We start from the raw sequence: 22,691 nt of genomic DNA on the forward strand, positions 1-22,691 counted from the left end.
ATTCCCAAATAGATATCAATGTGACAGATAGCTGGCAAAAGCTTCAGTTGTTGGTTGTGTAAAGTGGCTGGCATCACCTTGTTCTACTACGTGGCCGTTTTCCATGTAAACCACACGGCTGGCCGTTTTGCGGGCGACTTCAACCTCATGGGTTACAATCACCTGAGTGATGCCTGTTCCTGCCAGCTCACGGATAATGCTAACAATTTGTGCTGTGATTTCTGGATCAAGCGCCGCAGTCGGCTCGTCAAACAACAAAACCTGCGGTTCCATCATCAATGCGCGGGCAATTGCCACACGCTGTTGCTGACCACCCGAGAGGTGCAACGGAAAGCGATCGGCAAAATCAGTCAAACGCAGACGGGTCAGCAACTTTTCTGCCCGCGCCATAGCTTCATCTTTTGATAGACCCAGCACGCGGCAAGGGGCTTCAATCAGATTCTGTGTGACAGAGAGGTGCGGCCAAAGATTGTATTGTTGGAAGACCATCCCCACGTTCTGGCGTAATTCGCGAATAGCTTTTGCGCCTGGAGCTTGGGAAAAATCAAAGTGATTACCTGCTATCTGCAAGGTGCCTGAACGTGGCATTTCCAGCAGGTTAAGCACACGCAATAATGAGCTTTTACCGGCACCACTTGGCCCCAGTAACACTAAGGTTTCGCCCGCAGGACAGTCTAAGGTAATGTCGAACAGCGCCTGGTGTACGCCGTAGTAACAGTTAATTCCGTTAAGTTGAATACTCATGCGCCAAATCTGAATAGCCAATGATGTCGTGAATGGTAACTTCCGCGGCATACTTATGCAATCTTTGTGCGTTAAAATTTATTAATAACCAGCATCAGGGGCAGAAAATAGCATAACATTTGGATTTGAATGCTATCAGAGGGAATTTGTCATGCGATGAATAAATCTGACAGAGCGATCCCCGTCATCTTTCAAATTGCAGGGGTGTTGGCTGCACTCGCTAACCCGAATCACTTACCCGTGTAAGCTCATCGGGATGCACTCTTTTGCCGCCTACCTGCAATTCGAAATCTATAGTGATACTCGTTTGCCTTCAAATTGCAGAAGTATTGGCTGCATTTGGGGCGGGTTAGTGATCACCCAGGAGTTGGCGCAAGCTGCTGGCCGGCGCAGAGATGCCCATAAAGCGGATATCATCGACGACCCAGCAGGTTCCTTCGCGGATCATTAATACTTCGTCTTGCCACATCACTGACTGCCCACCTGCCGATTGGTGCGTCAAATTGACACGTAATGGAATATTCCGCGCATCGGTATTGGGAATAGTTGAAGCACTGGCAACATCCGCGCTGGTGCTACCTTCACGTAAACTGGTGAAGATATCGCCATTAATGGTTTGTGTGCTATTTACTCCAGAAGAGGTGCGATTACCCGCTTGCTTTCTGGCTTTTTGAATTTGTTCATAAAGCGCCTGGCTCAGATAAGGGCGAAATTGAGCTGACAGATTATCATTGGGCAAGCCACTCTTATTACCAATTTGCTGAACCCGCAGGTCATAGAATTTTTGCGCTACCGTGTCCGGCCCACCGTCAATACAAGGCACCGTGCGACTGCTGATGTCTTTGTATGCTGGATCCACGGTATTACTACAAGCGCTAAGCAGAATGGCAAGAGGAAGAATCAGGATAATATTTTTCTTTTTCATATGATGACCTTAAGTGAAAGAATCTGTTATGAAAGTGATTGTGGTTATTAACGTTATATTAGTATAAACCTATTTCCTGCACTGTCTTTTGCTGCCATTCACGGGCTAAACGGCTAGTTATTATTAATATTAATCTGAGATTTATATTTTTTACCGGTTTTGCCTTGTAAACCGACAATCCCTTCTGACGGGTCTTTTCGGGCATAACTGACAATTTTAGTGGCTGAATTTAGCCGAGTACTGCTTGCCAATATTGCACTGTCTTTACCACATGCATGGCAAACGGTGGTGTTAGCTATATTCATGGATCCACAAAATGGACATTTTATTTCAGGTAGATGCTTCTTAAGGTCTTTTTTAGATATGACGCCTAAGGGGGCAACATCCGCTGACACTGACCAAACGAAAGCCGCGGCCCAGCCGATTAATGTCCATCCAAACAGCAGGTTAGCTATAAAAATAGAAGCTGTTTTATTATGGTTACGATTTTTGGCAATAATAAAAGGAATAAAATAAAGAATAATCAGGATCAAGCTGTTGACGATAGAAGACATGGTTGAGCGCCCAGAGTTTTATTATCTATTTAATCACTTACCCTATCAGAGAATACCTGCGATAAATAAGTATTGGCTCCCTTTGTAACAATAATGGGAGGCTATAACCTTAACATAGATAATGTCGGGTGAGGAAAACACCCGACTTGCTAAGGCGATTATCAACCACGTAACTTGCCGTGCTCTTTTAACCAACGAGCCGTGCGGATAATACCTTCATCTAATGACACCTGCGGGCGATACCCTAATTCTAATTCAGCGCGGTGGGTATCCAGCGTTAGATCAAAATTAAGTTTAGCGACACCATAATGGGTCAATATAGGTTCTTTTTCGGTTTTATTTCCCAGTTTTTCCATGGCTCGGGCCATGATATCCATCATCGGGTAGGGCACTGAGCGAATACGGCAGGGCATGTCCAACTCTTCCAGTAGATGTTGCACAATGGTACGCAGTGGGCGAGGTTGTTGATTAGTAATATTATAAGCTCTACCAGACTGAGTATTCTGGTTTTGAGTTGCTAACCACATCGCATGTACGGCGTTTTCCTGGTAGGTCATGTCGACTAGTGCATCACCGCCACGGGGTAGCAGTAGAGTGCCATAATACTTAATCATTTGCAGCAGACGCGGCAGCATCACGGTATCGTGCGGGCCGAACAGACCTTGTGGGCGCAAAATAGTGAAATGGGTTTGCGGATTCGACAGGGCTAATTGCTGAATCACATCTTCTCCCGCCGCCTTGCTTCGCGCGAATTCATTGGCGAAACGTGCTGGGCGGAAGTCTTCCTGAATACTGCGATGGTGATGATAATCGAAATAAATGGCAGGTGAGGAGATATGAATAAAATTTTCCACACCATAAGCCGCGGCCCATTCGCCCAACCGGCGTGTGGCGCGGACATTGGCCAGCTCAAAAGCCTGCTCGGTGCCCCACGGCGAGGTAAAACTGGAGCAATGCCACAGCGTATCGACATCAGCCAGCATGGCTTTCGCCTGCGAGGAAACCAGATTCGTCAGATCCGCATGAATAAATTCAGCGCCCATTTTTGTCAATAACGCACCCATCGCCGGATTATTGCCGGTGGCGATAACTTTGATACCCTGACGACGGAGATATTCAACGGCATTTCGGCCTAACCCACAGGTTGCACCGGTGACCAATATCTTCATAGCGAATTCGGTTCCCACCAAAAATCAGAATGCTAGAGCTTTTATTTATTCGCCCAGCAAATAAGATGCCATTCTTTCGTGAAATGCAGCGCTATGCAATCAGAATCCCCTGCTTACTTGAATTTGCAGCGTTATTCATCGCTCTTATGGTTGCGTTCGCGGTCATATTGCACCGCTAAAGTGGTGATGCGCTTTGCCATTCCGCGGAAAATAAACAGATGAGCTGGCATCATCACAAACCAATACAGCAATCCATTAAAGCCCGCCGGGTGCCACCATGCCCGAACATCAAAACTGCGTCGGCCATCTAAATCTTTGATGGTAAAGGTTAATCGTCCAAGACCCGGTGCTTTCATGCCAAACATCATTGCCAACTGACGCAGCGGTTTGAGCGTGATAACTTTCCAGCCATCAATCAAGTCACCTAATTCCAGCGTTTCCCTGTCCGGGCGGCCATAAACCACTCCACCACCGGCAAGGTCATCCATCCAGGCGCGGGTTTTCCATAATGGATTACCATAGAAATAACCTTCTTTGCCGCCAATTTGCTGTACCACATGCCACAGTGCTTCACTGGAGGCCGAGGTGTAGAGTTGGCAACCGGCTTGTTTGGGATAAAAGCCATAACCCGGTCGCCAGCGGGCGCGAGCCTCAGGGTCATAACCCCAGTCAGGTGAATCCACCACTTCGTCTTCACGGCGTAATGTCTCTTTGACTGCATCGTCAAAACTGATCAGTTCCTGGGGGATAAGCGCCTGTAAAGCCTCACCATCCGCAGGTAAATCATGATTTAGCCCTTCAATCAATGCGCTGGCAATTGACGTGGGTACCGACGTGACCATATTGATGAAATAAACTGAGATGAAGCGGGTAGGGAGCGGAATAGGGACTAGCCAGCGTCGTTTACCACTGATGGCAATAAAGCGCTCGAACATCGTTTGATAGCTAATGTATTCCGGCCCGGCGACATCAAAAATGCGGTTTTCTGAGGCCGGATGATTGAGCAATTCCGTTAAGTAAATCAGCAAGTTTTCCAGCGCAACCGGTGATGACTTTGAGCGCACCCAGCGCGGTGGTGTCAGAATTGGCAGGTTATAAACCATATCGCGCATAATTTCAAAAGCGGCAGAACCGGGGCCGACGATAATACTGGCACGCAGCTCCGTCACCGGAATACCACTTTGACAAAGCAGATCACCGGTTAGTTTGCGGGCAATCAGATGAGGGGAACTGTTATCATCCGGCTGTAATGCGCTGAGATAAATGATCTGCTTTACTGACGGACTTTGTTGGAGCGCTGCTTTCATATTGGTGGCGGCCAGGCGTTCCTGCTCAATCAAATCCTGTCCGTCACCCATGCTATGCACCAGATAATAGACAACATCAATATCTTGTAGCGCGGTAATAAGGGTTGAGGGCTGGTAAAGATCGACAAAACGGCAATCGACACCCGGCCAGGGTTGCTCTTTTAACCACTCGATACGGCGGGCCGCCGCTGTGACCCTATGCCCTTGTTGACTGAGTCTCGGCACCAGATGCTGACCAATATAGCCACTGGCGCCCAGCACCAATATCCGCTGCGGTGTCATGAGCGCAACTCGCTCAAAAACTCACGCCATAGCGCGACGACTTTTTCCAAATCTGTACGGCTGATATTGATGTGAGTAATCATTCTAGTGATTGGGCCAGCGCTGATTAATACCCCACGTTCGCGCATCCACGGGCCTAGTTTGGCGGCTAATTCAGCGGATTGTTTAATATACAGCACATTGGTTTGTGCTCCCGGAGCCACTATCTCTACCCCTAGCGCACGCAGTTGTTGTTCCAGCCAGATAGCATTGTCATGGTCATCTTTTAGTCGCGCTACATTGTGCTCTAATGCATATAGCCCTGCTGCTGCCAGAATACCCGCTTGACGCATGCCGCCGCCGGTCATTTTGCGCCAACGACGCGTGCGTTTAATATATTCAGCGCTGCCACACAGTAATGAGCCAACAGGTGTACCCAACCCTTTGGATAGGCAGATTGTCAGGGTATCGCAATATTGAGTGATTTCGCTCAGAGGGACATTCAATGCCACGGCGGCATTAAAAATACGAGCACCATCAATATGTAGCGCCAGTTTCTGTTCACGAGTCAATGCCCATGCTTGCTGCAAGTAGCTCAGTGGCAATACTTTTCCGCTGTGGGTATTTTCTAAACTTAACAGCCGGGTTTGGGCAAAATGGATATCATCGGGCTTGATAGCGGCCAAAACTTTATCCAGTGGTAAAGTGCCATCATCATTTGCATCAATAGGCTGTGGTTGAATGCTACCAAGCACAGCGGCTCCACCGGCTTCATACAGATAGTTATGCGCTTTTTGGCCGACAATATACTCTTCACCCCGCTGACAGTGAGTCAACAGTGCCACCAAATTTGCTTGTGTGCCGGTCGGTAGGAATAATGCGGCCTCTTTACCTGATAACCTGGCGGCTAGGGCTTCCAAAGCATTCACCGTCGGGTCATCGCCATACACATCATCGCCGACTTCGGCATTAGCCATGGCTTGGCGCATGGCAGTATCAGGTTGCGTAACGGTGTCACTGCGTAAATCGATCAGCATAATTTTCTCGCGAACAGGGAAAGAGTGGCTTTATCATAGCGAGAATATTAAACCAAAGAAGCCCGACAAAATATTATTTACTTTAAATCGGATATTCATCTCGCAAGCAAGGCCTGTTCACTGATTTTATTCTGGTTTTTATTTAATTGCATGAGCAATTGCTAGCGCTTTATTCAGTTTGCCCAGAACTGTCCCTTGTTTATTGGTAAAAAACCGTTTTTCCAAAGTGCTGGCATCGGCATCACAATACAATTTCAGATGATACTTATTAAGAAACGCCGTCAGATGTTCTTTTTCGATGCCAAAAATCCAGTGCTCACCAATGTTTTTTAATCCTTCTAACACTTCGACCGAACCATATGAGGTGTTTTCACCGTCGAGGACGTCGGAATAAACATAATCGAAAATGATTTCACTGCCATCGGGGGCGCAAGTGTCTATGGCTGAAAAAATACGGTTCACGGTGCTGGGAGGGAGATACATAATTAATCCCTCCAATATGAATAGGTTTTTCTCTCCTTTTTTTTGCGGAATATCTTGTAAGATAGTGATTAAATCCTGCTGATTAAAATCAATCGGGATATAGCGTAAATTTTCGGGGGTAGGAATGCTAAGTTCTTGTAGCTTCGCTATTTTATTTTTTTGAGATACAGGATGATCGAGTTCGTAAACTCGATTTTGCTGTAGTTGACTCTGGAATCTAATCGCCCTGGAATCAAAGCCTGCACCCAGAATGAAAATGTTGGCGAATTCGCTGGCACGTAATTGAAATAATTCGTCGAGGTATTTTATCCGGCTAATTAAAAACTCATAGCTACCTGCGGGGATCTGCGGAGAAAGAATATTGCCCGGCATCAAAAAAGACTTTTGTGTCATGGAAAAGAAAGAGGTTAGAGAGTGCGAAATTAATAGCGAGATATAATCATCTGTTTTGTATCCCTCTCTTTTCTCACTGTAGGATTTTGCTCTGAGTATGCAGATTAACTCCGCCGAAGGTGAGAAATCTGACATGGTGTCTTTTGCCATTTTATTTATCCCCAATACTAACTCGACTTAATTAAGATTTACGCCGTACATTATGAATGAGGATTTAAATAAAACAGCCTCATGCGTCTGCTTAATTTTTATCTGGATAGGGTGTGAAAACTGTTAACTGGATGGGCAAATTACAACAATTTTTTGCCACAGAAGCCAGTATGAAACTGGCTTCTGTGGCAGGAAAAACCGAGAGAACTTCTTTGAAGTTAACGGTATTTAATCATCGTAACCAGTTGGTTTTGGCCAGTTCGACCACTTCATCACCACGACCATTAATGATAGCTCTAAGCATGTATAGGCTGAATCCTTTGGCTTGCTCAAACTTGATTTGTGGCGGCATCGACAGTTCTTGTTTGGCGGTGACCACATCCACCAAGACTGGCCCCGGATGGGCAAAAGCGCTTTCCAGTGCTGCATCCAACTCAGAGGCTTTCTCCACCCGAATACCCTTGATGCCTGCGGCGTTGGCGATGGCGGCGAAGTCAGGGTTATGCAAGTCAGTTCCATCGGTTAGATAGCCACCGGCTTTCATTTCCATGGCGACAAAGCCCAGCACACTGTTATTAAATACCACAATTTTTACTGGCAATTTTAGCTGTGCCAAGGTGAGAAAATCCCCCATCAGCATGGTGAAACCGCCATCACCACATAGGGCTACAACTTGCCGGTTTGGGTCGGTGGCTTGCGCACCAATGGCTTGTGGCATGGCATTAGCCATAGAACCGTGGTTAAACGACCCCAGTAAACGGCGTTTTCCGTTCATTTCCAGATAACGGGCAGCCCACACAGTGGGTGTGCCGACATCACAAGTGAAAATGGCATCATCTGTGGCATGGCGACTGATTTGTTGCGCCAGATATTGCGGGTGAATGGGTTGGTTATCATTGGCGGTTGCCAGCCCATCGAGATCTTTGCGCGTGGTGTGATAGTGCTCCAGTGCCTTGGTCAAGAAGGTATTATCACTTTTGGCTTCTAACTGCGGTAACAGCGCACTCAACGTGGTTTTGATATCACCGACCAGTGCCATATTGACCGGGCAATGAGCACCGATGCTGCCGGGATTGATATCAATCTGAATGATGTTTGCATGGGTGGGATAAAACGCGCGGTAGGGGAATTGTGTCCCCAGTAATACCAACGTATCGGCATTCATCATGGCATGATAGCCGGAGGCAAAACCAATCAGCCCGGTCATGCCTACACTGTACGGATTGTCCCACTCAATATGTTCTTTACCACGTAGCGCATGTACTACGGGTGCTTGCAGCATTTCAGCCAGTTTCACCACTTCATCATGGGCATCCGCGCAGCCACTGCCGCACATCAGTGTGATGTTTTTGGCTTTGTTTAATGTCTCGGCCAAAATATTCAACTCACTCATCAGTGGCTGAACCAAAGGCAGTTTAGGTGTTTGCCACACCACGGCGGCATCTTCTGGAGCCGGTTGTAGTGCGACATCACCCGGCAGCACAATTACGGAAACACCACGGTTAAGTATGGCTTTGCGCATGGCAATTTCTAGCACGCGAGGCAATTGTTCCGGATTTGAAACCAATTCACAGTAGTGGCTGCATTCGCGAAACAGTTCTTGTGGGTGAGTTTCTTGAAAATATCCGCTGCCAATCTCACTGGATGGGATATGAGCAGCTATTGCCAGCACGGGAACATGGTTGCGATGGCAATCAAATAAACCATTAATCAGATGGAGGTTGCCTGGGCCACAGGAACCCGCACAGACAGCGAGTTGCCCGGTGAGCTGTGCCTCCGCGCCGGCAGCGAAAGCGGCAACTTCTTCGTGGCGTGTTCCCAACCACTCGATAGTTCCCATGCGGTGCAGGCTATCACTCAGACCATTGAGTGAGTCCCCGGTTACACCCCAAATTCGCTTAACGCCAGCTTGTTCCAACGTTTTTGCGACTAGTGTTGCCACGGTTTGCTTCATAGTTGTTCCCTCAAGGATTAATGGCGAGTCATTATTCTATGAGGTCAAAGTATGGCGCGTTTAACAATAATTGCCCCATGAATACTGGCAATATGCATTTATGGGGCTGATATGTAAATGCCTCAAGCCAGCTGAACATCTCCCTGCAACTGGCAACTGCATGCCAGGACATAGCCCTGAGCGATTTCTTCAGGTGTCAGTGTCATGGTACTGCTAGTGGTGTATTCGCCGTGCAGAATGCGAGTTTTACAAGAGCCACAAACACCCGCGCGACAAGCTGCCATCACTGGTACTTTGTGTTGCTCTAAAGCAAATAACAGCGAGGTACCAACCGGAACTTTCACACTGCGTAGCGGGTGACTGATAGTCATTGTTAGTTCATTGCTATTATCGATAGCTTCATCGGATGTTCGGAATTGCTCTTTCTGGAAATGGTCACTCGGAACCGCTTGTTCACGACAATATTGTTCAACCCAATCCATATAAGGTGCAGGCCCGCAAGCCATGACGCGGCGGCGAGTGATATCCGGTGCGACCTGTTGCATCACTTGGGCATTAATTCGCCCAGCAATAAATCCATCCGTTGCATCTGACTCGGCCATCAATGTGAGCTGTAACTGCTGGGGATACAGCTGTAACAGATTTTTCCAAGCATCGGCAAAAATGACATCTGCCGGAGTGCGGACATTAAAAATGACTCGGATATCGGCCTTTGGCCGTTGCGCGAGTAAATAACGGCACATTGACATCACCGGTGTGACACCGCAACCGGCGGCTAACATTAAATAGTGGTTATCATCAAAATGAGCACAGGTAAACTCACCCTGAGCATCGGACAGCCACAGATAATCACCCTCTTTGACCTGCTGAGTCAGCCATTGTGAGCCTTCACCCTCCGCTAAACAACGCACGGTAAGTTGGAGGAATGGGCTTAAACCGGGTGTAGACGATAGGGTATAAGCGCGTAGAGTTTCATCACTGTTACGAATACTCACCAAGGCATATTGCCCGGGTAAATAAGGGTAAAAATCATGATTAATCAGTAGTAGGCTCCATACGTCGGGGGTTTCTTGCACGATGGAGTGGACTTGCAGACGGTTAGGCGTCATAGCAGTAGGGCAATCAGTGGGGATAAAATCAGTCATGGGTACCTCACAACAAATCAGGTCATTTGGGGCAAAATATGATTTATGCCCAGCCAGCGACAGCAAAGCGCATTGGCCGGGCATAAGGCGGTGACTTAATGACCTAAGATTGCATTCATATCTTGTTCTACGGTAGTAATTGGCCGCATCCCAAACTTCTCATACAGAATTGCCATCAAATTATCGGTTAGGAACCCCGGAGCGGTTGGGCCGGTATAGATATTTTTCACACCCAATGACAATAAGGTCAGCAGAATAACAATGGCTTTTTGTTCAAACCATGACAACACCAGGCTGAGTGGTAAGTCATTGACGGTGCAACCGAGTTTTTCTGACAACTTAACTGCCAGCATAATCGCGGAATACGCATCATTGCATTGACCGACGTCCAGCAGACGCGGTAACCCTTCCAAGGTCCCGAAATCGAGTTTGTTGAAGCGATATTTACCGCAAGCCAAGGTCATAATGATGCAATCTTGCGGCACACTGCGGGCAAAATCGGTGAAATAGCTACGCTCTGTGCGGCTACCATCACATCCACCCACCAAAAAGACATGACGTAGTTTTTTAGTGGCAACCAGATCAATCACTGTATCCGCAGCATTCAGCAAGGTTTGACGACCAAAACCGACAGTAATCAGGTGTTCCAACTCATTATATGGGAACCCTGCCATCCCCAGTGCTTGCTCAATAACCGGAGCGAAATCTTCACCTTCCAGATGATTGACACCTGGCCAGCCAACAATACTGCGCGTCCAAATACGGTCACCGTAATTTCCCACATTGGGGTCAATAATACAGTTGGATGTCATTAAAATAGGGCCGGGGAATTTAGCAAATTCTGTCTGCTGATTCTGCCAGCCACTGCCATAGTTACCGACCAAATGTGAATAGCGTTTTAACTCAGGGTAGCCGTGGGCGGGCAACATTTCGCCGTGAGTATAAATATTGACTCCGGTTCCCTGAGTTTGCTCCAACAGCATTTGTAAGTCTTTGAGATCATGACCTGAAATCAAAATGGCTTTACCGGCTACAGGGCGTACGTTCACGGATGTTGGCTGTGGATCGCCGTAAGCTTGCGTTTCACCGCAATCCAAAATAGCCATGACATTGAAGTTCATTTTGCCAATGCCCATGGCATTATTCAGTAAGGTATCAACATCACGCGGTTGAGTGCCCAACCAAGCCATATAGGCATGATATTGTGCATAAATTTGCTCATCGAACTGGCCTAGTACATAGGCGTGCTCCATATAAGCAGCGGCCCCTTTCAGGCCATACAGACACAACATTCGCAGACCATGAATGTCATCACCGACTTCAGCTTTATCGTTATTCAGCGCAAATTGTTGGGCTTGTTGTTGTAGGGTAGGGATATCGTCGGAGTGCAGTTGTAGCTCTGCTAGCGGGTGATCGACTGTAATCGTGCTGTCAATCAGGCGGCAACGAATAGCCAAAGATTGGCGCAACAAGATGGCTTCTTTCGCATAACCGACGATGCGGTCTGAGTCAAAATTAACGTTGGTCAGTGTGGAGAAAAAAGCTCTGGGTGCAAAGCTGTCAATCTCATGGTCAACAATGCCCAGCTCGCGGGCGGTTAATGCCCAAGCGGACAGCCCTTGTAATACGGCCACTAATAGGTCTTGTAAATCAGAGGTTTCGGCAGTTTTTCCGCACATTCCCTGCGCATAAGAGCAGCCATTACCTACAGGTGTCCGGATAGTTTGTTCACATTGCACACAGAACATAATTATTTTTCCTTTTAAAGTTGCATTTGTAATGCGTGTTTAAGAGCATAGATGTGCACAAGAGGTTTAAAAAGGCTTTTTTAATGCAACTTTAACTTGTTTTGATTTGGCGCAACTTTTGCTGCGAATGAGAATTCATTCACTATTGTTGGCAGGGAATCACGCAGTGAACCCAGTGGCTCACTGCGTACAAGAAGAATTATGAAGAGAAGAAAGCAATCAAGATTGGCGCGAGCAAGCTCAGTAAAAAGCCGTGCACGATAGCGGCTGGCACCATTTCCAGCCCACCACTGCGTTGCAATACCGGTAGCGTGAAGTCCATGGAGGTCGCGCCACACAAACCCAGTGCGGTGGAACGACTGCTGCGCACCAGTGTTGGAATCAACATAATGGCCACTAATTCACGCGCCAGATCATTGAAGAATGCGGCACTCCCAATGACAGGGCCAAATGAATCAGTTAATAAAATGCCAGATAATGAATACCAGCCAAAGCCAGAGGCCATCGCTAGCCCAGTTTTAATCGGCAAGCCCATCAATACTGCGGCGAGCATTCCGCCAGCTAATGCGCTGATCGCCACTACAAAGGCCACAATGGTGCCACGGCGATTTAATACAATCTGGCGCAGTGTCATCCCACTATTGCGTAATTGAATCCCAACTAAGAAAAGTAGGAAAATCAGTGCCATTTCACTGCCTTTAGCAGCAAACTGCAACCACTCCCATTGGCTCAATCCGAGTAAGAAACCGACAATGACTACGCCGCATAACTTTAATGATTCCAACGCCATATGTAGACGAGACGGTAACGCTTCCTGACGGTGAGTATTTTTCCACGGAGTTTTACGTTCAAGCAAAAATAACGCCAGTAAATTGGCACAAAAAATACACAGGAAGAAGACACCGGTGTATTGGAATATAAGCAGCAGGTTCGCACTGAGATTTTCGAGAAATGCCAGGCTGATACCCATAAAAAATAAAATAACGTAGACCATCCAGCTTAATAAGCGGTTAATCAATTGAATTAATGTTTTGCGGCTAAGTGGGATGAGGTAACCAATAATTAACGGCAAAAGAATGATCAGCAATCCTGAATACACGAGTTATACCGTCCTATACCCTTTTTCATTGTCGTGACTTGCCGTGCTGTAACGTCAATGACTTGGGTATCATATGCAGATGAATAATGAGTTGTGGCGCAATAAACTATCTAAAATCAAATGAAGAGTAAAGTAGCTCTAGTTGCCAGGCGACTTGACCTATAAGGTTTTTTTGCCTGAGTTAATCAGGTAATAGGTTAACTCTGTAATCTGATAGTATCAGTATGATTAAATTCGCATCGGAGGCGTAGCATGTATCTTGAACGTGTAGATATTGTCGGTTTTCGTGGTATTAATCGTATTTCATTGAACCTTGACGATAATACGGTGCTGATTGGTGAGAATGCCTGGGGTAAATCCAGTCTATTAGATGCTCTCACGTTACTTTTATCCCCCGAACCTCAACTTTATCATTTTACCTCGCAGGATTTTTATTACCCAGCTGGTGATGAAAGTGCTAAAGAGCGCCACTTACAAATAATTTTCACTTTTTGCGAAAAAGATATTGGTCATTGGCGCGCCCCTCGTTATCGCCAGTTGGCGCCGCTATGGATAAATAATGACGATGGTTTACATCGTATTTATTATCGTATTGAAGGAGAGCTGGCTGATGATGGCACTGTATGTACCTGGCGCACTTTCCTCGATTTAGAAGGCTGCCCACTGGAATTGCATGATATTGAAAAACTGGCGCGTGGGGTGATTCGCATTCATCCGGTATTGCGCCTGCGAGATGCGCGTTTTATTCGCCGACTGCGTAGTACCACAGCTGAAAACAGTAACCAGCCAGATAAAGTGGCGTTGAATCAGCAATTGGATCAGTTAAGTCGTGAATTGGTACGGAATCCACAAAAGCTGACTAATACCCAACTGCGCCAGGGCTTGGAGGCGATGCGTCAACTGTTAGAACACTATTTCGCCGAGCAAGGGTCACAATCTGCTAACCTGCGTAACCACCGCCACCGGCCACAACCCGAACGTGAAGCCTGGCTCGCCCTCGATAGCATCAATCGTATGGTGGCCGAACCTAACAGCCGCAGTATGAGACTGATACTTTTGGGTATGTTTTCAACGCTATTGCAAGCGAAAGGGCCACTGAGCCTTGATCCCCATGCGCGTCCATTGCTGCTGGTAGAAGACCCGGAAACTCGTTTGCACCCGATCATGTTGTCTGTTGCCTGGGGGTTACTGAGCCAACTTCCGCTCCAGCGCATGACAACGACAAACTCTGGGGAACTCATTTCATTAGTGCCAGTTGAGAGCATTTGTCGATTAGTACGTGAATCATCCAGGGTTGCCACTTACCGCATTGGTCCTCGTGGTATGAGTTCTGAAGATAGCCGTCGTATCGCTTTTCATATTCGTGTCAATCGCCCCTCAGCGTTGTTTGCCCGTTGCTGGCTGCTGGTTGAGGGGGAAACTGAAATCTGGTTGCTGAATGAAATGGCTCGTCAGTGCGGCTATCACTTTGAAGCGGAAGGTGTAAAAGTGATTGAGTTTGCTCAGAGCGGCCTACGTCCGTTACTTAAATTTGCCAACAGAATGGGGATTCAGTGGCATGTTCTGACTGACGGTGATGACGCAGGGAAAAAGTATGCCGCTACAGTACGCAATATGGCGGACAATGAGCGAGACCACGAGCGAGATCGTTTGACCATTTTACCCGCTCCAGATATGGAGCACTTTTTATATCGCTCCGGCTTTGATGAGGTATATCACCGGATATCCGGTATTCCTGCCAATGCCAAAATGCAACCCCGCAGGGTGATTGAAAAAGCCATTCATCGTACCTCTAAGCCAGACTTAGCAATTGAAGTGACCAGCTACGCCAGAGAACGGGGCATTGAATTCATCCCGCCCTTGTTGAAAAAAATGTTCTCTCGCGTAGTGTGGCTAGCGCGCGGCCGGGCTGATTAGCGAGGCATCACTGAACCTGAGCATTCCTGGTTGTGTGAAAAATGCGCGGCCAGGCCATTTTCAAGTTGCTCAAGTAATTGATAACGGCGGCGATATTCTGCGCGTTTTTTACTTGCAATGTCTTCTATAGGCTTACGTGCGATTCTGGCGGGCAAATTGAAATGACCTTCTGAGCACTGTTCTCCACCGAGTGATATCCAGAAGTTATCGTAATCTGCATGTAACTTGTCTCTCTTTTTCGCCCGATAGCGCCAGTTCTGATAAATATGGGTGGCATTACCGACGGCTATTATCTGTGTTATTCCCATCAGTTCAGCTAGGCAACAGGTGGCTTCCAATACTAATCGTTTCGGGAATAATCCATGACAGGCCTTGGTGCAGGCATGAATTTCACTGTGTGGGGTTTCGTTATCAGCACCTTGTAGCCCACCGATAAACAGCGTTTTTTGGTTTTGGTAATAGGTGAGGCTAAATGTGAGCAATGCCAGGGTTTGTTGTTGCTCATTGGCAAGCATCAGCGTAATTTCACCCTCCTTATTGAGTTTTGGAATAACGCCTAAATTAATAGAATACTTTTCCTCATTCTTGCCAGTTAACTCGGTGAGTTTATAGGGAGAATGGTGCAAATAGTTACGGCGTAATAATTCCGGAATACATTGGTTTTCCAACTGGAAATGAGCCTGTAGGACTTCCAGTTTTTGCCGATTATTAAGCGTGTTAGCCAAATAAGGGCGATGTAATTTACAAGGTAAATCCGGTTGGGCGCGTAGCATACTAGTGAGAAAAGGTTGCTTTACCAGTACACCCAGTAAGTTAAAGGTCAGTTGCGGGCTGATTAAGGTTCGGGCGATAAATTTAAGCCGAAACTGCGATTTTTGCCATGAACCACCCAGCGCCTGATGACCTTTGAACAGCAATGTAATTAGCCCCCAACGATTAATATTGTTAGGGATTAATGCGGGGGTGTTGTTGATGTGCATGATTAAGTCCGTTGTATCAATATATTTCCGGAGCTAATTGGAACAAATGGGATCTAAACGGAGTCTCAATGCATCTTAGATTCCGGCTGTAGTCTGGTGGGTGTTGATATGTTGTTTAGTTAAATGAACATTACCGATGCTATTTTCAGACGATTGATCATTTATAATTTTTAAGGAAGGTAATTGATTTGATGCAGTTCAGTAGCAGTCAGCGCCGATGGCTTATCGCAATTGCCGTTTTAATTATTGGCAGTTTTTTCATTATCAGGCACCTTATGGCGCCGACTCCGGTTCAATTTCAAACGGTAAAAGTCGCCAACCGTGATCTGCAACAAAATGTATTGGCAACCGGTAAACTTGATGCTGTGCGCAAAGTTGATGTAGGTGCTCAGGTCAGTGGCCAGTTGGAAAAACTCTATGTGGAAATTGGCGATCAAGTTAAGCAAGGGCAATTGCTGGCGATGATTGACCCACAACAGGCGCAGAACCAAATTAAAGAAGTGGAAGCGACATTACAGGACTTGAATGCACAATTGGGGCAGGCGAAAGCTGAACTGCAATTGGCTGCGGTCACCCTACGTCGCCAGCAAGAATTGGCAAAATTACAGGCCGTGTCACGCCAGGATTTGGATCAAGCGAGCACCGCACTGGCAGTGAAAAAAGCGCAAGTTGAAACCATTGATGCGCAAATTAATAAAACCAAAGCTAGCTTGGATACTGCCAATATTAACTTGGATTACACCAAAATATCGGCTCCGATGGACGGTGATGTCGTGCAAATCACGACTTTACAAGGGCAAACTGTGATTGCTGCACAGCAAGCGCCGAACATTCTTACACTGGCCGATATGAGTACGATGCTGGTGAATGCACAGGTTTCAGAAGCAGATGTAATTCATTTAAAACCCGGAATGAAAGCTTCGTTTACTGTATTGGGGGACCCGGGAAAGCGCTTTGATGGTGTATTAAAAGATATTCAGCCAACACCAGAAAAAGTGAATGACGCGATTTTCTATTCAGCGCGTTTTGAAGTACCGAACCCCGATCGGTTATTGCGACTACAAATGACCGCGCAGGTCGCAATTCAGTTGGCAAATGTCCCACAGGCGATGGTTATCCCATTATCAGCATTAGGTGATGAATTAGGCACCAATCGCTATCAAGTCGCGGTACTCAAAGACGGCAAGGAAGAAAAACGCGAAGTGACTATTGGTATTCGTAATAACGTCGATGCGCAGGTTATTTCTGGTTTGAATGTAGGTGAAGAGGTCATCGTTAGCCGCGGTGACACGGAGGAGTCGTAATGACGGCATTGCTTGAATTAAAAGGCATCCGTCGTAGCTATCAATCCGGCGAAGAAACCGTTGATGTATTGCAGGATGTCTCACTAACTATTAATGCCGGTGAGTTGGTGGCGATTATTGGTGCCTCTGGTTCAGGTAAATCGACACTGATGAACATTCTCGGCTGCCTGGATAAGCCTAGTGCGGGTGTCTATCGTGTTGCCGGTCAAGATGTTGCTGCACTAGACAACGACGCATTGGCCGCGTTACGCCGTGAGCATTTTGGTTTTATTTTCCAACGCTATCATCTGCTACCTCATCTTAGTGCGGCCCATAATGTTGAAGTTCCTGCAGTTTATGCCGGTTTGTGTAAAAATGAACGCCGTGAACGAGCGAACATGTTATTAACTCGACTGGGGTTGGGGGAGCGAGTGGGCTATCAGCCCAATCAGCTATCTGGCGGGCAACAACAGCGTGTCAGTATTGCTCGAGCCTTGATGAATGGCGGCCAGGTTATTCTTGCTGATGAGCCGACAGGAGCGCTGGATAGTCATTCCAGCGTTGAGGTGATGGCTATTTTGAAACAGCTTCAACAGCAGGGGCATACGGTCATTATTGTTACCCATGACCCCACTGTTGCGGCTCAGGCTGAGCGAGTTATTGAAATTAAAGATGGCCGTATCATGGCCGACTCTGGTTCGAAAATAGCGCAAGATGTTGTATCTTCTGATGCGATTAGCCTGACGCCACCCGCACCTTCTTGGCAGCAATTAGTGGGGCGTTTTCGTGAAGCATTATTGATGGCTTGGCGTGCTATGTCGGCCAATAAAATGCGTACTGCCCTGACGATGTTAGGCATCATTATTGGTATTGCCTCGGTTGTTTCCATATTAGTCGTTGGGGATGCGGCTAAACAATTGGTGCTGGCGGATATAAGAGCTATCGGCACTAACACTATCGATGTCTACCCTGGTAAAGACTTTGGTGATGACGACCCCAGTACCCGACAGGCGTTGGTTTATGATGATATGGCTGCGCTAAAAGCACAGTCATACGTCAGCGCGGTATCCCCGACTATCTCCGGCAGTATGCGGTTACGTTATGGCAATGTTGATGTGGCGGCTAGTATCACGGGTGTCAGCGATCAATATTTCCGGGTATATGGCATGAAGCTTGAACAAGGTACTGCGATTACCCACGAGCAGGTTGAGCGGCAATCACAAGTGGTTGTTATTGACCGCAATACGCAGCGCCGTTTGTTCCCCCATATCAAAGACGTCGTGGGACAAGTAATATTAATTGGCAATATGCCTGCCACTGTTGTGGGCGTGGTGGAAGAAAAACAATCCATGTTTGGTAGCAGTAAAGCGCTGCGGGTGTGGGTGCCTTATAGCACTATGGCTAGTCGTTTAATGGGACGTTCTTACTTTGATTCGATTACTATCCGGATTAAAGAGGGCTATAGCAGTAAAGAAGCCGAGCAACAGCTGGTCAGGTTATTGACTATGCGCCACGGTAAGAAAGACATATTCACCTACAACATGGATAGTCTGCTGCAAACCGCTGAGAAAACGACTCGCACCATGCAGTTGTTCCTGACATTGGTCGCAGTTATTTCGTTGGTGGTCGGTGGAATTGGCGTGATGAATATTATGTTGGTATCGGTAACTGAGCGTACCCGTGAAATTGGTATTCGTATGGCAGTGGGCGCCCGATCCAGTGATGTTATGCAACAATTCTTAATTGAAGCTATTCTGGTTTGCCTGGTAGGGGGGGCTCTCGGTATTTCATTGTCTTTCGCCATTGGCCTGATAGTAGAGATGTTTTTACCTAACTGGCAAATTGCTTTCCCTCCAGTGGCATTATTCAGTGCGTTTTTATGTTCAACCGTCATTGGTGTTGTATTCGGTTATTTACCGGCGCGCAGTGCCGCGCGGTTAAACCCTATTGATGCATTAGCTCGCGAATAGATTGGTCAGAGGATTGATCTTGGTTTATTTGGCCGCATATTAGAAGTATCAGAAATAAAAATGCCAGCCATTACTGGCTGGCATTTTGCAGCGTAATTGATGTCGCCGTGCAACAAACCACTCTGGAAATACCGATTACATCAGAGTGTTGAACTGATGGTGTGCCCGAGAAATATAGCGGGTAAGTGCGCGGTGTCAGGCCAATACAGCGTGTTCCTGCGGTTTGGCTTCTTGCAGTACTATATCTAATCCGAGTGGGACAATCAGGCTGGCATGGTTCCCTTTTGGCCCTTGATGGACATCAAAGTTAACCATCTGACCGGCTTTTAACGTTCGGTAGCCATCCATCTGGATAGTTGAATAGTGAGCGAATATATCTTCGCCGCCGCCCTCAGGGCAAATGAAGCCAAAACCTTTGGCATTGTTGAACCATTTAACAGTACCCGTCTCCATACTTCTATGTTCCTCGCAAGGCTATTCTAGTTCGAGATGAGGTAATCACTGGTTAAAGTGAGCGCGAATTGGTTAAAACTCCAACAGCTCACGAAAATACACTCTAGTGGAAATGGCCTTAACGTCAAGGGGCGGCTTTTGTCAGAGCGGGGCAGTTCTTCAAAGTTTGATGCAGCTAACGCTATTGTCTGTGTTTGGATACAATTTAACTGTTATTAAGGTGAAAATACTGACTTCTTTCTCTAGCGGCGTTATGGCATAAGTGATGTTAAAATAATAATAGATATCTGCATGAAATGGTCTTATAACCGGAGTGAGGTATTGCTCCTGTATGGTTCAGTGAAACGATGGGCAGGCAATGGGTAAGAACAACGATTGGCTGAATTTTGAACATTTAGTCAAAGATAAACAAATTGAGGCGCTCAAACCGCCATCTATGTATAAAGTGATACTTAACAACGACGATTACACACCGATGGAATTTGTGATTGACGTTCTGCAAAAGTTCTTTTCTTATGATATTGAACGTGCAACACAACTGATGCTCAATGTGCATTATCAAGGAAAGGCGATTTGCGGTGTTTTTACTGTTGAAGTGGCAGAGACAAAAGTCGCACATGTAAATCAATACGCCAGGGAGAACGAGCATCCGTTGCTTTGTACGCTGGAAAAAGCCTGATTAAGGCAATTATTGGGAGGTGCCTATGCTCAATCAAGAACTTGAACTCAGTCTCAATATGGCTTTCGCCAGAGCGCGTGAGCACAGACATGAGTTTATGACCGTGGAGCACCTGTTGCTGGCATTGCTGAGCAATCCAGCTGCGCGGGAAGCGCTGGAGGCGTGTTCAGTTGATTTGGTGGCGTTACGCCAGGAACTGGAAGCGTTTATTGAACAAACTACACCGACCTTACCGGTCAGTGAAGAAGAACGTGATACTCAGCCAACGCTCAGTTTCCAACGCGTATTACAACGTGCGGTCTTCCACGTGCAATCATCAGGCCGCAATGAAGTTTCTGGTGCCAATGTGTTGGTTGCCATCTTCAGTGAACAAGAGTCCCAGGCGGCCTACCTACTGCGTAAACATGATGTCAGCCGTTTGGATGTAGTGAACTTTATTTCCCACGGCGCCCGTAAGGACGAACCGGGTCAGGCACCGAATGCAGAAAATCCGGTGAATGAAGAACAGGCAGGAGGGGAAGACCGTATGGAAAACTTCACCACCAATCTGAATCAACTGGCCCGCGTTGGCGGTATTGATCCACTTATCGGCCGCGATAAAGAGTTGGAGCGTACCATTCAGGTATTGTGCCGTCGGCGTAAAAATAACCCACTGCTGGTGGGGGAATCTGGCGTCGGTAAAACAGCTATCGCCGAAGGTTTAGCCTGGCGTATCGTGCAGGGCGATGTTCCTGAAGTTATGTCAGAATGCACATTGTATTCCTTGGATATCGGGTCACTTCTGGCCGGAACTAAATATCGTGGTGATTTTGAAAAGCGCTTCAAGGCGCTGCTGAAACAGTTAGAAAATGATAAAGATAGCATCCTATTTATCGATGAAATTCATACTATTATCGGTGCAGGTGCTGCCTCGGGTGGGCAAGTAGATGCCGCTAACTTGATCAAACCGCTACTTTCCAGTGGTAAAATACGAGTCATTGGCTCCACTACGTATCAGGAATTCAGCAATATATTTGAAAAAGATCGTGCGCTGGCTCGTCGTTTCCAGAAAATTGATATTACTGAGCCGACGCCAGAAGAAACTGTTCAGATTATCAACGGCCTGAAACCGAAATATGAAGCGCACCATGATGTACGCTATACCGCAAAAGCGATCCGTGCGGCTGTGGAGTTATCGGTCAAATATATTAATGACCGTCATCTGCCAGATAAAGCCATTGATGTGATTGATGAAGCGGGTGCACGTAGCCGTCTGATGCCAGTAAACAAACGCAAGAAAACAGTTAATGTATCGGATATTGAGTCTGTGGTTGCCCGCATCGCTCGTATTCCAGAGAAAACGGTGTCAGCGAGTGATCGTGATGTGCTTAAAAATCTAAGCGATCGCCTGAACATGCTGGTCTTTGGTCAGGATAAAGCGATTGAAGCGTTGTCTGAGGCCATCAAAATGAGTCGCGCGGGCTTGGGGCATGAGCATAAACCTGTTGGCTCATTCCTGTTTGCTGGCCCAACTGGGGTTGGTAAGACAGAAGTGACGGTGCAATTGGCCAAAGCGCTGGATATCGAACTGCTGCGTTTTGATATGTCTGAATATATGGAGCGCCACACGGTTAGCCGCTTAATTGGTGCGCCTCCGGGTTATGTGGGTTACGACCAAGGTGGCCTGTTGACTGATGCGGTTATCAAGCATCCTCATGCGGTTCTGTTGTTGGATGAAATTGAGAAGGCGCATCCGGATGTGTTTAACTTGCTCTTGCAGGTGATGGATAACGGAACGCTGACAGATAATAATGGCCGTAAAGCCGATTTTCGTAACGTGATTCTGGTGATGACAACCAATGCCGGCGTCCGCGAGACTCAGCGCACTTCCATTGGTTTTAAACAGCAGGACAATAGCACTGATGCGCTGGAAGAGATCAAAAAAGTGTTCACACCGGAATTCCGTAACCGGTTGGATAACATCATTTGGTTCAACCACTTATCTCCTACCGTTATCCAGCAAGTGGTCGATAAATTTATCGTTGAGTTGCAGGCACAATTAGATGCTAAAGGCGTATCACTGGAAGTGAGTGAAGAAGCGCGTGATTGGTTATCTGATAAAGGTTACGACAAGGCGATGGGCGCGCGGCCAATGGCTCGGGTAATTCAGGAAAATCTGAAGAAACCACTAGCAAACGAGTTATTATTTGGTTCTCTGGTTGATGGTGGCTCGGTCACTGTTGGGTTGGATAAAGAAAAGCAACAGTTGGCTTACGAGTTCCAGAGTGCGCAAAAACGCAAAACTGAAGGCGCAGTTCACTAAGCCAGTGGGCTGTTAACACTGCCATAGCTTCATATGAGAGCAAAATAAAGGGCGATAAGCTAATTTAGCTATCGCCCTTTTTATTTCTTTGCACATTTTACTTTTATTTGTATGGTGAATAAATGCACTAAATCGACA

Annotated in this window: 18 protein-coding genes; 5 read left to right on the forward strand and 13 right to left on the reverse strand. The window is 46.9% G+C overall.

The window, feature by feature from the left end:
- Positions 1-15: 15 nt before the first annotated feature.
- The 11 genes from artP to ACF3VQ_RS07675 form a co-directional block, all read right to left on the reverse strand.
- Positions 16-744 (reverse strand): arginine ABC transporter ATP-binding protein ArtP, encoded by a 729-nt coding sequence (gene artP / locus ACF3VQ_RS07625; RefSeq protein WP_392435485.1) that lies wholly within the window; start codon positions 742-744, stop codon positions 16-18.
- Positions 745-1,093: 349 nt separating this feature from the next.
- Positions 1,094-1,669, reverse strand: a complete 576-nt coding sequence (locus tag ACF3VQ_RS07630; RefSeq protein ID WP_392434406.1) for a lipoprotein — start codon at positions 1,667-1,669, stop codon at positions 1,094-1,096.
- Positions 1,670-1,782: 113 nt separating this feature from the next.
- Positions 1,783-2,223 (reverse strand): superinfection immunity protein, encoded by a 441-nt coding sequence (locus tag ACF3VQ_RS07635; RefSeq protein WP_392434408.1) that lies wholly within the window; start codon positions 2,221-2,223, stop codon positions 1,783-1,785.
- A 161-nt stretch (positions 2,224-2,384) separates the two neighbouring features.
- A complete protein-coding gene (locus ACF3VQ_RS07640) occupies positions 2,385-3,392 on the reverse strand; it encodes an NAD-dependent epimerase/dehydratase family protein (protein WP_392434409.1) in 1,008 nt (335 codons plus the stop codon).
- A 131-nt stretch (positions 3,393-3,523) separates the two neighbouring features.
- On the reverse strand, positions 3,524-4,981 hold the full coding sequence (locus tag ACF3VQ_RS07645) for a DUF2867 domain-containing protein (protein WP_392434411.1): 1,458 nt from the start codon (positions 4,979-4,981) through the stop codon (positions 3,524-3,526).
- A complete protein-coding gene (gene ltaE, locus ACF3VQ_RS07650; protein ID WP_392434414.1) occupies positions 4,978-5,997 on the reverse strand; it encodes a low-specificity L-threonine aldolase in 1,020 nt (339 codons plus the stop codon). The genes ACF3VQ_RS07645 and ltaE overlap by 4 nt, the downstream gene beginning before the upstream one ends.
- Positions 5,998-6,135: 138 nt before the next feature.
- Positions 6,136-7,023, reverse strand: coding sequence for a class I SAM-dependent methyltransferase (locus ACF3VQ_RS07655; protein ID WP_392434417.1), 888 nt, complete (start codon positions 7,021-7,023; stop codon positions 6,136-6,138).
- A 232-nt stretch (positions 7,024-7,255) separates the two neighbouring features.
- A complete protein-coding gene (gene poxB, locus ACF3VQ_RS07660) occupies positions 7,256-8,977 on the reverse strand; it encodes a ubiquinone-dependent pyruvate dehydrogenase (protein WP_392434420.1) in 1,722 nt (573 codons plus the stop codon).
- A gap of 122 nt (positions 8,978-9,099) precedes the next feature.
- The gene (gene hcr, locus ACF3VQ_RS07665; RefSeq protein ID WP_392434422.1) at positions 9,100-10,122 is read right to left on the reverse strand and encodes an NADH oxidoreductase; all 1,023 of its coding nucleotides are present in this window, start codon (positions 10,120-10,122) and stop codon (positions 9,100-9,102) included.
- A gap of 95 nt (positions 10,123-10,217) precedes the next feature.
- Positions 10,218-11,870 carry a hydroxylamine reductase gene (gene hcp / locus ACF3VQ_RS07670; RefSeq protein WP_392434424.1) on the reverse strand — a complete coding sequence of 551 codons (1,653 nt, stop codon included), beginning with the start codon at positions 11,868-11,870 and terminating at the stop codon, positions 10,218-10,220.
- Positions 11,871-12,069: 199 nt separating this feature from the next.
- Positions 12,070-12,969, reverse strand: coding sequence for a lysine exporter LysO family protein (locus tag ACF3VQ_RS07675; RefSeq protein ID WP_392434426.1), 900 nt, complete (start codon positions 12,967-12,969; stop codon positions 12,070-12,072).
- A gap of 252 nt (positions 12,970-13,221) precedes the next feature.
- Between ACF3VQ_RS07675 and ACF3VQ_RS07680 the strand changes: the two genes are divergently transcribed.
- A complete protein-coding gene (locus ACF3VQ_RS07680) occupies positions 13,222-14,886 on the forward strand; it encodes an ATP-dependent endonuclease (RefSeq protein WP_392434427.1) in 1,665 nt (554 codons plus the stop codon).
- Here the strand turns inward: ACF3VQ_RS07680 and ACF3VQ_RS07685 are convergent.
- A complete protein-coding gene (locus tag ACF3VQ_RS07685; RefSeq protein ID WP_392434430.1) occupies positions 14,883-15,866 on the reverse strand; it encodes a VirK/YbjX family protein in 984 nt (327 codons plus the stop codon). The genes ACF3VQ_RS07680 and ACF3VQ_RS07685 overlap by 4 nt on opposite strands.
- Before the next feature lie 191 nt (positions 15,867-16,057).
- Between ACF3VQ_RS07685 and macA the strand changes: the two genes are divergently transcribed.
- Complete coding sequence (gene macA / locus ACF3VQ_RS07690; protein ID WP_392434433.1) at positions 16,058-17,170, forward strand: macrolide transporter subunit MacA; 1,113 nt, start codon at positions 16,058-16,060, stop codon at positions 17,168-17,170.
- Positions 17,170-19,119 (forward strand): macrolide ABC transporter ATP-binding protein/permease MacB, encoded by a 1,950-nt coding sequence (macB, locus tag ACF3VQ_RS07695; protein WP_392434436.1) that lies wholly within the window; start codon positions 17,170-17,172, stop codon positions 19,117-19,119. The genes macA and macB overlap by 1 nt, the downstream gene beginning before the upstream one ends.
- A gap of 195 nt (positions 19,120-19,314) precedes the next feature.
- Here the strand turns inward: macB and cspD are convergent, their stop codons facing one another.
- Positions 19,315-19,572 (reverse strand): cold shock-like protein CspD, encoded by a 258-nt coding sequence (cspD, locus tag ACF3VQ_RS07700; RefSeq protein ID WP_392434439.1) that lies wholly within the window; start codon positions 19,570-19,572, stop codon positions 19,315-19,317.
- A 358-nt stretch (positions 19,573-19,930) separates the two neighbouring features.
- Here cspD and clpS point away from each other — a divergent pair, with 358 nt between their 5' ends.
- Positions 19,931-20,251 carry an ATP-dependent Clp protease adapter ClpS gene (clpS, locus tag ACF3VQ_RS07705; protein WP_392434442.1) on the forward strand — a complete coding sequence of 107 codons (321 nt, stop codon included), beginning with the start codon at positions 19,931-19,933 and terminating at the stop codon, positions 20,249-20,251.
- 25 nt (positions 20,252-20,276) lie between these two features.
- Positions 20,277-22,553, forward strand: coding sequence for an ATP-dependent Clp protease ATP-binding subunit ClpA (gene clpA / locus ACF3VQ_RS07710; RefSeq protein ID WP_392434445.1), 2,277 nt, complete (start codon positions 20,277-20,279; stop codon positions 22,551-22,553).
- Positions 22,554-22,691: the final 138 nt, after the last annotated feature.

Source organism: Yersinia fenwicki (assembly GCF_043099325.1).
GTDB lineage: Bacteria > Pseudomonadota > Gammaproteobacteria > Enterobacterales > Enterobacteriaceae > Yersinia.